The organism is Legionella cherrii, assembly GCF_900635815.1.
Classification (GTDB): Bacteria; Pseudomonadota; Gammaproteobacteria; order Legionellales; family Legionellaceae; genus Legionella; species Legionella cherrii.
On sequence record NZ_LR134173.1, the window covers coordinates 3368040 to 3381845 of the forward strand.

Here is a 13806-nt window from a genome sequence, read left to right on the forward strand (position 1 = left end):
AATGGTTCTAGAAGCTCTAAAACGAATAAAAACTGCCTTAATATTTCTACTTCTCTTTTCAATTCTGACTGGCTTAATTTACCCAGCACTGGTTACCGCATTAGCTCAGCTATTTTTCCCTTATCAAGCAAATGGCAGTTTGTTATGGAACAATGGCCATCCGATTGGTTCGGCACTCATTGGACAATATTTTGATGCACCCCATTATTTTTGGGGACACCCTTCCGCCACTACCCCATTTCCCTATAATGCAACGAATTCTTCCGGTTCAAATATGGGACCTTCTAACCCCGAATTTTTGGATACGGTAAAAAAACGAATCGCTGCACTTCGGCAATATACTTTGACAGATCAAAATGAGACCAGACAATTAGTGCCAGTAGATTTAGTTACTGCATCTGCTAGTGGATTGGATCCTGAAATTAGTCCGCTTGCAGCCTTATACCAGATTCCTCGTATTGCCAAAGCACGCCATATTTCAGAACAAGAAATTCAAAAATTAGTAAATCAGTTAATAAAAAAACGTACCCTGCATCTTTTAGGAGAGCCACGAATCAATGTATTGGAGCTTAATTTAGCTCTGGATCATCTAAGGACAACAAAATGACCGACAAACGCCCTGATCCTAATGCATTACTACAACAAGTATTAGAAGAAGAACAACAAAAACAACGTGGTAAACTCAAAATTTATCTTGGTGCCGCACCAGGAGTTGGAAAAACACATTCCATGCTTCATGAAGCAATGCAAGAACAAGCTAAGGGTTTAGATATCGTAGTCGGTATTGTCGAATCTCATGGACGGATTGAAATTGAGGAAATACTTAAAAATTTCGTCATCTTACCTAAAGTAACCATTGATTATCACGGAAAAAGATTACAAGAATTTGATTTGGATGCCGCCCTGAAAAGAAATCCAGGATTAATTCTCATGGATGAAATGGCACATACCAATGTTAGTGGGGTACGGCATAAAAAACGTTGGCAAGATATTAAAGAACTTTTAGACCGTGGAATTGATGTGTGTACTACCCTCAATGTTCAACACATAGAAAGCCTCAATGATGATGTCTCGCAAATCATTCATGCCCCTGTTCAAGAGACAGTCCCGGACGCAATGATAGAAAGGGCGAATACGATTGAGTTAGTTGACTTAGCCCCAGAAGATTTATTAAAACGCCTGTCCGAAGGTAAAGTCTACGTCCCCAAACAAGCCCGTCTCGCTGCAGAGTTTTATTTTCGCAAAGGTAATCTAATGGCTTTACGCGAATTGGCATTACGTACTCTGGCAAAGCGGGTGAATACGCAGGTGCTTTTATACAGACAAGGTCAAGGTATTAAACACATTTGGCCCATTATGGAAAAAATACTCGTTTGCGTGGGACCAGGTCCTGAGTCACATAAATTGATTCGAGCAGCCAAAAGAATGGCGACCAGTCTGCAAGCAGATTGGATTGCCGTATATGTAGATTCCACGCGAATTCAATTATCTAGAACACAACGTAATCAAGCCATAAAGAATTTATTTTTTGCAGAACAATTAGGTGCTGAAACGCATATTTTAATGGCTTATGACCTTGTTAAAGAAGTCATCAATTTTTCCCGTGATCAAAATGTCACCCTCATTATGATCTGCAAACAAATTCGTACTCGATGGAGAAATTTTTTCTTTCGCAGTTTGGCCGATGAAATTTTACGCTATAGTGGTGAAATTGATGTCTATACCATGACCATAGCATCAAAGAAATCAAAGGGAAAAAACCTTCTCAAACCAAAGACTCCATGGTTCTATTACCTTTTATCCACCAGCATTGTCGCAGTCACGACACTGATTAATTATTTAATTTATCCTCTGGTCAACGAAACCAGTTTAACTCTAGTTTATTTAATAGGAATGATTTGCATTGCCTTATTAGGACGTACAGGACCTGCGATTTCAGGAATTATTCTCAGCATTTTAATCTATGATTATGTGTTTATCCCACCCTATTACAGCTTTTCCATCGCACAATCTGATTATTTCTTCACTTTGATTATGATGTTCATTATGGCGCTCATTATTTGCCAGTTAACTTTAGTCACCCGCCGTCAAACAGAAATTGCACGGCTTGCAGAATACCAAACCTCTGCCTTATATACCCTAAGTCGGCGATTATCGAGAACACGGGGGATAGTCAGATTACTGAGAACCGGGGTTAATTATATTTCAGAAATTTTTCATTGCGAGATTATCGCGTTGTTACCAAAAAATGGAAAACTCGTTATTCAGGCGAGAGCCAAATCACATCAAGAATTGGATGAAAAAGAGTACAGCATTGCTCAATGGGTGTTTGAATTAGGACAAAAAGCAGGATGGGGAACTGATACCCTCTCCTTTTCTAATGCCTTATTTATTCCGTTACTTGGTGCACGCGGTACCATGGGAGTTCTAAGAGTCCAACCCACCAAGAATAATGATTGTACAACACCTGAAAAAATACAGCTTCTGGAATCATGCGCCAATCAAATTGCACTGGCTATAGAAGTAGATAGTTTGCAAGAAGAACCCAATAAGTCAGGTCATACTTCTGTTTAACTACTTAGATTGCCTAGCCTGCTGAACACACCGTCATCCCGACCGTAACGAGTGAACTCCATGATCTGGCACAATGTTGCGATTGGGAGATCCCTCGTTACGGTCGGGATGCCCCAATCTCCTCTTATCAGATTTTGCCAAATTCTGATCCTTACTATGGAAAATTATTCTAAATTACAATAGGATAATTAATATTTAGGTAAAAAGGATTTACCCATGATGATCGCAACCTTACTAGCACCAGGTAATGAAACCCGAGTTGCCATTACCCCTAACTCAGCGAAGCACTTTATTAAATCAGGCTTTGAAGTCGCTATAGAAAAAAATGCTGGAGTCGCCTCACGTTTTAGAGATCAGGATTACGAACAAGTTGGCGTATCGATTCAGAGTAAAAAAAGCATATTAGAAAAAACCAACATTCTTCTTTGCATTAATGAACCAGATCCCAAAGAGCTGGAGGGTTTATCCGCAGGCGCCCTAATCATCGGACATATCGATAATGAACCAGAAAGTAAATTAATCACCTGGTGCAAGGAAAAACAAATTACCTTATTTTCAATGAACCTGATACCACGCATCAGTCGCGCCCAAAGCATGGATAGTCTCTCCTCACAAGCAAATTTAGCAGGCTATAGGGCGGTCTTAGAGGCATGTACCCAGTTTCATCGTGCAATTCCCATGATGATGACGGCTGCAGGAATGATTCAGCCGGCTAAAGTACTCATTCTGGGCGCAGGAGTCGCAGGCTTACAGGCAATAGCAACAGCCAAACGTTTGGGTGCGGTAGTTTATGCGTTTGACGTTCGGCGTGCAGCAAAGGAACAAGTTGAAAGTTTAGGCGCAGAATTTATTGAAGTAAGCCAGGATCAAGACAGTGAAACCAAGGGAGGATATGCTTCCGAAATGAGTGAAGAATATAAAAAACTTCAAGCAGAACTGATTGATCAATACGCGAAATTAGCAGATATCATTATTTCCACAGCCTTAATCCCCGGTAGAAAAGCGCCTATTTTATTGTATAAAAAAACGATAGAACAGATGAAACCCGGTTCGGTTGTCGTTGATCTTGCAACCTCACGAGGTGGTAATTGTGAGGTGAGTGTTCCTGATAAAACAATAAAGCATGGAGAAGTAACTGTCATTGGTTTAAGTAACATGGCCGGCTTGGTTCCAGCCACTGCAAGTGAGCTTTATGCCAATAATCTGGTACATTTAATCAACCTCCTAGCACAAAACCCACCCGAAATTACGTTAAATCCTAATGATGAAATCATTCAGCAAGCAGTACTTTGTCATCAGAATCAATATCTACCCTTCCAGGTAACCAAGGAGACACAAAATGCATGAGATGAACTCCCTAGGAAATCCATACATTGCCATACTGACCATTTTTGTTTTGGCCTGCTTTGTCGGATATTATGTGGTTTGGAAAGTCACCCCAGCCCTTCATACACCATTAATGTCAGTAACCAACGCCATATCCAGTATTATTGTTTTAGGAGCTCTCATTGCTGCAGGTACTCAGCTAACAGGGAAAATCACATGGATAGGCGGCCTAGCAATATTTATCACCTCAATTAACATTTTTGGTGGATTTGTTGTAACCCAACGCATGTTGCGTATGTATAAAAAATAATGACATGCATTAAAACCATTCACCACTCGTTTAAAACCGTGGGGAAAAGTCATATTTTAATCCTAGATGGAACCCATATGGCTTTTCGATGAACCGTAGTGAATCGTTACAAAAATAAGGATGATTTCTCATGACAACCCTGGTCCCGTTATTTTATCTATTATCTGCCGTGTGTTTTATATTGGCGCTAAAAGGCTTAGCCAGTCCCGCCTCGGCAAGAAGAGGAAATCTTTTGGGTATTGCCGGCATGATCCTTGCGGTAGGTTCTACCTTGATGATGCCAACAACATTCCATCAACCCCTACTCATTAGTTTAATCATCGCAGGCGGCATAATAGGTACTTTCATTGCCTTCAAAATCAATATGACGGCTATACCGCAGCTCGTCGCAGCATTCCACTCATTGGTAGGTATGGCCGCCGTTTTAGTTGCTTTCTGCGCTTTCTTATCCCCTACCTCTTTTCATATTGGCGTTCCAGGAGCAATTGCCAAAGCAAGCCTTATCGAAATGAGTCTTGGTTTAATTATAGGTGCCATCACTTTTTCAGGTTCAGTCATTGCTTTTCTCAAATTGCAGGGCATTATGTCGGGTGTCCCGATTAAACTCTCAGGTCATAACACGATTAATCTGATTACCGCGCTAGTCATCCTTGTTTTATTTGCCTTGTTTTTAATTAATCAAACACTGACGCTGTTTAGTGTCATGGCAGGACTCGCATTTTTACTGGGCGTATTACTCATCATCCCTATTGGTGGTGCAGACATGCCCGTCGTCATTTCTATGCTTAACTCTTACTCAGGATGGGCAGCCGCAGGTATTGGATTTACACTAAGCAACCATTTGCTTGTCATTACTGGAGCTTTGGTCGGTGCGAGCGGAGCCATTCTCAGCTATATCATGTGTGTTGGCATGAACCGATCCATTTTTAATGTCATTTTTGGAGGTATCCAGTCATCCGGGAGTCACTCACAAGCGAATGCAACAAATGAATCACGCACAGTACGTCAAGGTAATGGCGAAGATGCAGCATTTCTATTAAGTAATGCTAAAGATGTAATTATTGTTCCTGGATATGGTATGGCCGTAGCGCATGCGCAACATGCAGTGAAAGAATTAGTTGATGCCCTAGAACGTCGCAATATCAAAGTTCGCTTTGCAATCCACCCGGTTGCTGGTCGTATGCCTGGGCATATGAATGTATTACTTGCTGAAGCCAATATTCCTTATGATAGAGTATTTGAACAAAGTGAAATTAACCGTGATTTTACAAGTTGTGATGTAGCTTATGTTATTGGAGCAAATGACATCACCAATCCGGCAGCAAAAACAGATCCGGGCTCGCCAATTTATGGCATGCCAGTCTTGGAAGTGGAGAAAGCTAGAAATGTATTATTTGTCAAAAGAAGTTTGGCCCCAGGCTATGCCGGTGTCGAAAACGATTTATTTTATCATGATAATACCTACATGCTTTTTGGAGATGCTAAAGCGATGACTGAGTCGATTGCTAAGGCTTTGGAAGCATTATAAAAAAGCCCACAAAATCTTCTGCACATCGCCTGAAAAGCCCCGAGAAATTCTCAAAAATTACAATCAATTTTCCTACGTACCGCGCTTGATGCGCGGTATCCATGAGACTTTGTAGCGCTTTTACAATTTTTATCCTTTATGGAGCTATGGATACTGCGTAGGTATTTTTGAAAAAAATTTTAGCAGTTAGTTGTCAATAATTTATCCAACGTTTGCCATGCATACAAAATACGGGTATCTTAGGTCGTTTACAATTATGGAGTTATATAATGCTACAAAAATTTGGACTTGGCTTACTGTGTGTCGCCGCGTCTTTAAGTACAAGCGCGAATGCAGTGGAAAGTTTGCCGGCTAAGACTATGGGAGCCACAATTGAATACATATTGCAAAGCAATGTTCCCGAACCAGTGGCTAATTTTTTTATGTGGACGATAGAAGCTGAATGTAAAATTGTGTCTGAAGATCCAAGTAATGATATTTTATTTGTAGCTCTAGCAAAAAAAGGAAAAGTTAATAACATGGATTTAATTGCTGGACAATCTTTACGGATTACTGTTCACCCGAATGACATTGTGAAATTAAGCGCAGACTCAGGTGCGCGAGTTGATATCACTAATTTTGGGCCACATACAGTTAAAGCAATTTGTACTGCTTAATAGAAATTTTTAATTCTAATACAGAGTCGCAACGCTCGGGATGGCGAGGGAAGCGCCCTTCCCTAATGTTCCCGAGTTGCATGAAATTTAATTTTAGGATACCGTTCCTCAGCCATTGTTAAATTAACACGGGTTGGAGCAAGATACATCAATGCATCGCTTCCGTCCAAAGCCAAATAATCATGCGCTTTTGTTCGAAATTCACTCATTGCTTTATCATCATCAGAATAAACCCAGCGAGCGCAGGCAACATTCACAGTTTCATAAATACAATCTACTTTATATTCATGTTTTAAACGATGCGCTACTACGTCAAACTGCAACACCCCCACAGCTCCCAGAATTAACTGATTACTATTTAATGGTCGAAATACTTGGGTTGCACCCTCTTCCGATAACTCGATTAAACCTTTTAATAAAGCCTTACTCTTTAAAGGGTCTTTTAAACGCACTAACCGAAACAATTCAGGAGCAAAATTGGGAATACCAGTGAATTTGAGTTGCTCCCCTTGAGTAAAGGTATCACCTATGCGAATTGTTCCATGATTATGCAGACCAATAATATCACCAGGCAAAGCAACTTCTGTGTGTGAACGATCACCTGCCATAAAAGTTAAAGCATTAGCAATTTGCACTTCTTTGCCAATACGCAGGTGATTGATTTTCATTCCTTTTCGATAAGCTCCAGAGCAAATTCGTAAAAAAGCAATTCTATCCCGATGTTTTGGATCCATATTAGCCTGGATTTTAAACACAAATCCGGTAAAAGCATCTTCATTAGCAGATACAATACGCTCTTGGGCTGTCCGAGGTTGTGGACCTGGAGCATAACGTACGTAATCATCCAATAACTCTTTGATACCAAAATTATTAATTGCAGAACCAAAATAAACTGGCGTCATTTTACCCGCTAAATAATCCTCCAAATTGAATTCATGTGAAGCCCCCTTCACTAAATCAATTTCCTCACGTAATTCCTGGGCGCTTTCCCCCAAGAGCTCATCCAGTTGAGGGTTGTCCAAACCTTTAATTTGCATTGCCTCTTGCTTTTGGGCGTTCTTACCGGGTTGATAGAGATAAACAATGTCTTCATAACGATGATAGATGCCTTTAAATCGTTTACCCATACCTACAGGCCAGGTCACTGGTGCACATTGAATACCTAAAACAGATTCAACTTCATCCAACAAATCAATAGGATCACGACCCTCGCGATCCAGTTTATTAATAAATGTCATAATCGGTGTATCACGCAAACGACACACTTCCATTAATTTAACCGTTCGCTCCTCGACCCCTTTAGCGACGTCAATAACCATCAGCGCTGAATCTACTGCGGTCAGAGTACGGTAGGTATCTTCAGAAAAGTCCTCATGCCCTGGGGTATCTAACAAGTTCATGACATGCTGATTATGTACAAACTGCATCACTGAGGTAGTAATAGAAATACCACGCTCTTTTTCCATCTCCATCCAATCTGAGGTCGCATGCCGATCGGCTTTACGTCCTTTTACAGTTCCTGCCAATTGAATTGCACCTCCGAACAACAGTAATTTCTCGGTTACTGTTGTTTTACCTGCATCAGGGTGAGAGATAATTGCAAAGGTTCGTCGTGTATTAAAATCCTGATAAAAATCGGACATGAAGTTCTCTAAATAAATATAATGTTAACGTATGTAGTGAATTTTAAGACATTCCTGAACAAATACAAGACGAAGCCGTTGTTTCTAGGTAAACACCGCTCGAAAAAGGGAGATTACACTGATAAAACGGGATTTGAATAGTCTTTAGCTCATAAAAACGCTATGATTAAAAAGGATTATGAAATCGGTGAACTGTATATCTGCTTTCACTCATCAATGCAGCACAGAACTACATCATCCCGAGCGCTGTGCCCTGAATGACGGCACAATAGCCACCTAAAATCACTCAATAAAATTTATAGGAGATAAGTGTTCATTATGAAACGTTGCCCTTGGGTTGGTACTGGCAAACCTTATTATGAAGAGTACCATGATAAGGAATGGGGTGTTCCCGTACATGATGATCAAAAACACTTTGAAATGCTTATTCTTGAAGGAGCACAGGCAGGTTTGAGCTGGGAAACAATACTCAAACGGCGGGAAGCATACCGAAAAGCATTCAAACAGTTTGACCCTCATGCTGTAGCAAAGATGAGCGATGAGGAATTAAATAACTTGCTTGATGATTCGGGGATTATCCGTAATCGTCTTAAAATTTTTTCGGCGCGCAAAAATGCGATCGTGTTTCTTAAGATCGCGCAAGAATTTAGATCTTTTGACAACTATATTTGGCAATTTGTGAATGGAAGTCCCAAAATAAATTACCCCAAAACACTTCAAGAAGTCCCTGCCCGTACTGCTGAATCTGACGCGTTATCCAAAGATTTGAAAAAAAGAGGCATGAGTTTTGTCGGTTCAACGATTATGTATGCCCACATGCAAGCAGTAGGCCTGGTGGATGATCATCTTGTCGATTGTTTTTGCAAAAATCGAAACCATGGTGCATAGAATCTGTTATTTTAAGCCTAAATGAAAGGTAGAAAACCCGGGTTTCAATGCTTTTTGAGCGAGCGATTTCAAAATTTAACCAGTAACGATTCAGTAGTGACTGTAACCCTTCGGCCCGAGGAGGGGACAAAAGCCCCTTCTTGAAGGCTCTGCGCCAAGAATTCGAGGACAGCGCCGCGCTTTTTGACCACGGGTTGAAAAGAATTTTGAAATATGCCTCAGCACTTCATTTCACCCAGATTAAGATGCAATTTTTTTCAAAATTTCCTCAATAGGTAAACCCATGACATTATAATAAGAACCTTTTATTTCTTTAACAAACGTGTCATAAACATTTTGAATACCATACCCTCCCGCTTTATCAAAGGGATCCCCTGAATCAACATAATTTTGAATTTGTTGCTCTGTAAGCGAGTGGAATGTAATGCGGGTTGTTACGCAATCAACCCACCACTTTTGTTCGGGTAGAAAAATTAGCGCATAACCGGTATAGACCTCATGGGAGCTGCCGCTGAGCATACGCAGCATTCTATAAGCATCTTCAGGGTCGCGAGGTTTTTCTAAAATATGGTTCTGATAAGCCACGGTAGTATCGGCCGCCAGAATGAAATCTGCTGCACCTACTTCAACCTGAGACAAAATTGTTTGCGCTTTTTCTCTGGCCAGTCGAGTCACATATATTTTGGCTTGCTCATCTTTTTGCAGAACTTCTTCAATATTGGCAGGCATAACAACAGCAGCCAATCCGTGCTCTTGCAATATTTGCAATCGTCTTGGAGAGGCGCTGGCCAAGATGAGTTTTAATGGATGCTTAGGATTCATGAGTTTTGTTTCTGAAAATAGGATTAGATGAATTATCCGCCCCTATTTAATTCCATGCAATATTGACGCGTGATACATTAAATGATCTTCGATAAAACTAGTGATAAAATAATAGCTGTGATCATAATCCTCATGCATTCGTAGTTTTAGTTCGACTCCAGCCTTCAAGCATGCTGCCTGAAATAATTCGGGTTTGAGTTGCTCCTTTAAATAAGGATCCTGTGAACCCTGATCAATGAGAATGTGTTGATGTGGCCATCCTTTAGCTAAGATGAGTTCGCAAGCATCATATTCTTTCCACTGCTCTTTATCGTCCCCCAGATATCCTGTGAATGCTTTTTGACCCCATGGACATTGTGATGGGGCACAAATGGGTGCGAATGCAGAAACCGAACGATACTGCTTGGGATAAGTCAATGCCAAAATAAGCGCACCATGCCCTCCCATTGAATGGCCAAAGATACCACATGCTTGATGATCAAGCGGGAAATGGTATTGCAGTAGATGGGGTAATTCTTCATGGACATAAGTGAACATTTTATAATATTTTGACCACGGAGATTGTTTGGCATCCACATATAATCCGGCACCCATACCAAAATCATAACTCTCCTGAGCGCCTGGCAAATTATCTCCGCGAGGACTTGTATCCGGAACAACTAATGCTAAACCTAATTGGGCAGCAATCCGTTGCGCCCCCGCTTTCGTAATAAAATTTTGCTCCGTACAGGTTAGTCCGGAAAGCCAATACACTAGAGGTACGCTCTGTTTCCTTGCCTGAGGTGGTAAAAAAAGACCAAAGCGCATAGTACAATGGGTTGAATCGGCTTGATGGGCATAAACCCGTTGAATCCCTCCAAAACAGTAATGTTCTTCAATGAGTTCGATGACCATTTAAATTCACTCCCTGAAACAGGCTTTTAAAAAGTGAGCACCGTGCGGATTGATTGACCAAGGTGCATTAAATCAAAGGCTTGATTAATCTGCTCAACCGGGAGAACTTGGGTAATTAAATCATCCACATTGATTTTACCATCCATGTACCAATCAACAATTTTAGGTACATCAGAACGTCCACGTGCACCTCCAAATGCAGATCCCTTCCATACTCTGCCCGTGATCAACTGGAAAGGTCTAGCAGAAATCTCTTGACCTGCTCCTGCAACCCCAACCACAGTACAAACGCCCCACCCTTTATGGCAACACTCCAATGCCTGACGCATCAGTTTTACATTCCCTACGCACTCAAAACTGTAATCAGCGCCCCCCTTAGTCAGCTCTACAAGATAGGCAACCAGATCGTCACTGATTTCCGAAGGATTAACAAAATCGGTCATTCCCATTTTTTCTGCCAAAACCCTCCGTTGAGGATTAATGTCCACCCCGACAATCTGTTCGGCACCCACCATACGAGCACCCTGGATCACATTAAGCCCGATACCTCCTAAACCAAAGACAACAACTCGAGATCCTGGCGTCACTTTTGCAGTATAAATCACGGCTCCCAGGCCTGTAGTTACGCCACAACCGATGTAACAGACTTTGTCAAAAGGTGCATCTTTACGAATTGCCGCAACAGCGATTTCAGGCAATACAATATAATTAGCAAACGTGGATGTCCCCATGTAATGGAATATTTTTTTTCCATTAAGGCTGAAACGACTTGTCCCATCAGGCATAACCCCTTGACCTTGCGTTGTTCGAATGGCCTGACACAGGTTGGTTTTTTGGGAAAGACAGTATTCACATTGACGGCATTCAGGGGTATATAAGGGGATCACATGATCGCCTGGCTTAACGGAAGTCACTCCCGCGCCTACATCCACAATAATACCGGCACCCTCATGTCCTAAAATGACTGGGAAAAGGCCTTCAGGATCATCACCAGATAAAGTAAATGCATCCGTATGGCAAACACCTGTAGCCTTAATTTCAACAAGCACCTCCCCCTTTTTGGGGCCTTCCAATTCAACCGTTTCAATGACTAATGGCTTCCCAGCCTCATAAGCTACTGCTGCCTTTACTTGCATCAAACCTCCGGTAATGAAAAAAACATCAACTTAAGCAATCCCTTCATTTAATTGAAAAAAGATCTATCTAAATAGGATAATGTAAATGCAGATGATCGCTTTAGCAATGAAAAGTGTAGCTTAACTACAACTTATCAATTCGCATTTTTTTCTATTTAGTATTATTTTATACTTAGAGACTAAAGTAGCACTAAAAAGCTTAAATAAATCTCAATTCATGGGGTACTAGAGTATGATCATTCATAGCGAATTTAAGCCTGCCTGGTGGTTAACCAATGCGCATGGACAAACTCTGTATCGAACGTTAACTCATCGCATGAATGTCTTTGTTGACTCTTATGAGCGGCTTGAATTGCCTGATGGCGATTTTATAGATTTAGCCTGGAGAGTGAATGGATTAAACGAGGATGCTCCTTTAATTATTTTGTTGCATGGATTGGGGGGCAATGAGAATTCAGCTTATGTTTCGACCTTATTCAATGCATTCAATCAATCAGGTTATCGAGCGGTTTTGATGAACTTCCGGGGTGCAAGTGGCCAACCAAACCGTTTACCCCGCTTTTATCATGGTGGCGATACTGCAGACTTGGCCTTTTTGCTCCAGGTAATAAAACTGCGAGAGCCCACAACAAAAATAGGGGTAGTGGGTATTTCCTTAGGTGGCAATGTGCTCCTTAAATGGTTAGGAGAAACAGGGTCCCAATCTCTAATTGATGTTGCTGTTGCAGTTTCTGTACCCTTTCAATCGCAAAACGTGGTTGAAAAAATAAATAAAGGATTTTCTCGTGTGTATCAGAAACATTTGTTAAAAAAATTGCGTAGGGTTTTCCTCCAAAAATTGGATATTATTAATGACCAATTGCCGCTGTCTCAACAAAAACTTTATTCAATAAAATCTCTCTATGAATTTGATGAACAAATAACTGCTCCATTACACGGATTTACTAGTGCAAGTGAATATTATCAAAAATCCAGTTCGCGGCAGTATCTATCTCAAATCAAAACCCCTACTTTAATTATTCATGCTTTAGATGATCCTTTTATGACATCAGACATTCTTCCAACCTCCAGGGAGTTATCTTCCGATATTCTCTTGGAATTAAGTCAACATGGAGGCCATGTAGGATTTATCGCTGCGAGAGGACACCATTGGTTGGAGCAACGCATCCCTAATTTTTTAAAGGATTACTTTCCGCACCCTTCTTATCTACATGAATTTGCAAAGATTAATTAATTACGCACTGATTACAAAGCGAACACCCAGCACTCTCGACTCAAAACCAACACGCTTTGTTCCGCATATTTATTTGATGAAGTTGACACTTATCCAGTTCGACTTTAGATTAAATGGCTAAAATTAAACCATTATGTTCTATAATTAAAAATAGAGTTTTTTTAGAGCCTAGATAATGATTAGAACAAAAATAATTAGGAGTGAGAGCTTACTTAAAATCTATGCAAGCAATTACTCGTCTTTGGCCCATAATCGCGCTGATCTGGAATACTTTAAAGAATCTAAAGTGCGAATATTTTTTAGAGAATCAGAGGAAAAAATGCTGGCAGGTTTTTGCATCAATTCAGGTCCTAACTATCGTACATTTCTTCCTTTAAATCCATCTCAATTACAGAAACTATATCATGATCATCGCTTTGATCGAAAGAAACCTCATGAAATTACATGCCTTTGGATTGAAAAAAAGTCACAGCATGCCACATGGATCATATTTCTTTATTTTATATTATTTCTAGATGTGCTGTGCCTGCATCCAGGCCCCCTTATTTTTGGAACGCATGGAAAAAATATTAGTACCTTTTTTTCCATACCGTTTCCTAAAACTATTTTCAATGAAAAGTTATTTGTACCTACAAAAGGAGAGGAATGCGATTTTTGGATTAGAAAAGGTTCAAAATTGCAATTTCTAAAAGGTTTTATGGTCCTTGCAACCATCAGATTTTTTGGGGGGAATAAAACTTTAGCTCGCTTTCGCTTGTGGCTTGATAAAAAAAAGGCAAGTTAAACTAAATTCCT

At 40.5% G+C, this 13806-nt stretch carries 13 protein-coding genes; 9 read left to right on the forward strand and 4 right to left on the reverse strand.

Annotated features, from left to right (window positions below):
* The first annotated feature begins 1 nt into the window (after position 1).
* The 6 genes from kdpC (at position 2) to EL022_RS14420 (ending at position 6394) form a co-directional block, all read left to right on the forward strand.
* Positions 2–607 carry a potassium-transporting ATPase subunit KdpC gene (kdpC, locus tag EL022_RS14395; RefSeq protein ID WP_028379914.1) on the forward strand — a complete coding sequence of 202 codons (606 nt, stop codon included), beginning with the start codon at positions 2–4 and terminating at the stop codon, positions 605–607.
* Positions 604–2574 carry a DUF4118 domain-containing protein gene (locus EL022_RS14400; protein WP_028379913.1) on the forward strand — a complete coding sequence of 657 codons (1971 nt, stop codon included), beginning with the start codon at positions 604–606 and terminating at the stop codon, positions 2572–2574. The genes kdpC and EL022_RS14400 overlap by 4 nt, the downstream gene beginning before the upstream one ends.
* A 216-nt stretch (positions 2575–2790) precedes the next feature.
* Positions 2791–3921, forward strand: coding sequence for a Re/Si-specific NAD(P)(+) transhydrogenase subunit alpha (locus tag EL022_RS14405; protein ID WP_028379912.1), 1131 nt, complete (start codon positions 2791–2793; stop codon positions 3919–3921).
* On the forward strand, positions 3914–4210 hold the full coding sequence (locus EL022_RS14410; RefSeq protein ID WP_028379911.1) for a proton-translocating transhydrogenase family protein: 297 nt from the start codon (positions 3914–3916) through the stop codon (positions 4208–4210). The genes EL022_RS14405 and EL022_RS14410 overlap by 8 nt, the downstream gene beginning before the upstream one ends.
* 130 nt (positions 4211–4340) lie before the next feature.
* The gene (locus EL022_RS14415) at positions 4341–5738 is read left to right on the forward strand and encodes an NAD(P)(+) transhydrogenase (Re/Si-specific) subunit beta (RefSeq protein ID WP_028379910.1); all 1398 of its coding nucleotides are present in this window, start codon (positions 4341–4343) and stop codon (positions 5736–5738) included.
* A 269-nt stretch (positions 5739–6007) separates the two neighbouring features.
* Positions 6008–6394, forward strand: coding sequence for a hypothetical protein (locus EL022_RS14420; protein ID WP_028379909.1), 387 nt, complete (start codon positions 6008–6010; stop codon positions 6392–6394).
* A gap of 62 nt (positions 6395–6456) precedes the next feature.
* On the opposite strand, the gene EL022_RS14425 is transcribed toward EL022_RS14420, so the two are convergent.
* Complete coding sequence (locus tag EL022_RS14425) at positions 6457–8037, reverse strand: peptide chain release factor 3 (protein WP_028379908.1); 1581 nt, start codon at positions 8035–8037, stop codon at positions 6457–6459.
* 318 nt (positions 8038–8355) lie between these two features.
* On the opposite strand from EL022_RS14425, the gene EL022_RS14430 reads away from it, so the two are divergent.
* Entirely contained in the window at positions 8356–8925 is a 570-nt protein-coding gene (locus EL022_RS14430) for a DNA-3-methyladenine glycosylase I (RefSeq protein ID WP_028379907.1), read from the forward strand.
* A 240-nt stretch (positions 8926–9165) separates the two neighbouring features.
* Here the strand turns inward: EL022_RS14430 and EL022_RS14435 are convergent, their stop codons facing one another.
* Genes EL022_RS14435 through EL022_RS14445 form a run of 3 tightly spaced genes read right to left on the reverse strand, consistent with a single transcriptional unit; the run spans position 9166 to position 11777 of the window.
* A complete protein-coding gene (locus EL022_RS14435) occupies positions 9166–9747 on the reverse strand; it encodes a Maf family protein (RefSeq protein WP_028379906.1) in 582 nt (193 codons plus the stop codon).
* 42 nt (positions 9748–9789) lie between these two features.
* Positions 9790–10641, reverse strand: a complete 852-nt coding sequence (gene fghA, locus EL022_RS14440) for an S-formylglutathione hydrolase (protein WP_028379905.1) — start codon at positions 10639–10641, stop codon at positions 9790–9792.
* A 26-nt stretch (positions 10642–10667) separates the two neighbouring features.
* Positions 10668–11777 carry an S-(hydroxymethyl)glutathione dehydrogenase/class III alcohol dehydrogenase gene (locus EL022_RS14445; protein ID WP_028379904.1) on the reverse strand — a complete coding sequence of 370 codons (1110 nt, stop codon included), beginning with the start codon at positions 11775–11777 and terminating at the stop codon, positions 10668–10670.
* A gap of 232 nt (positions 11778–12009) precedes the next feature.
* On the opposite strand from EL022_RS14445, the gene EL022_RS14450 reads away from it, so the two are divergent.
* Both EL022_RS14450 and EL022_RS14455 read left to right on the forward strand, forming a co-directional pair.
* A complete protein-coding gene (locus tag EL022_RS14450) occupies positions 12010–13011 on the forward strand; it encodes a hydrolase (protein ID WP_028379903.1) in 1002 nt (333 codons plus the stop codon).
* 286 nt (positions 13012–13297) lie between these two features.
* Complete coding sequence (locus tag EL022_RS14455) at positions 13298–13795, forward strand: hypothetical protein (RefSeq protein WP_126325231.1); 498 nt, start codon at positions 13298–13300, stop codon at positions 13793–13795.
* Positions 13796–13806 lie beyond the last annotated feature (11 nt).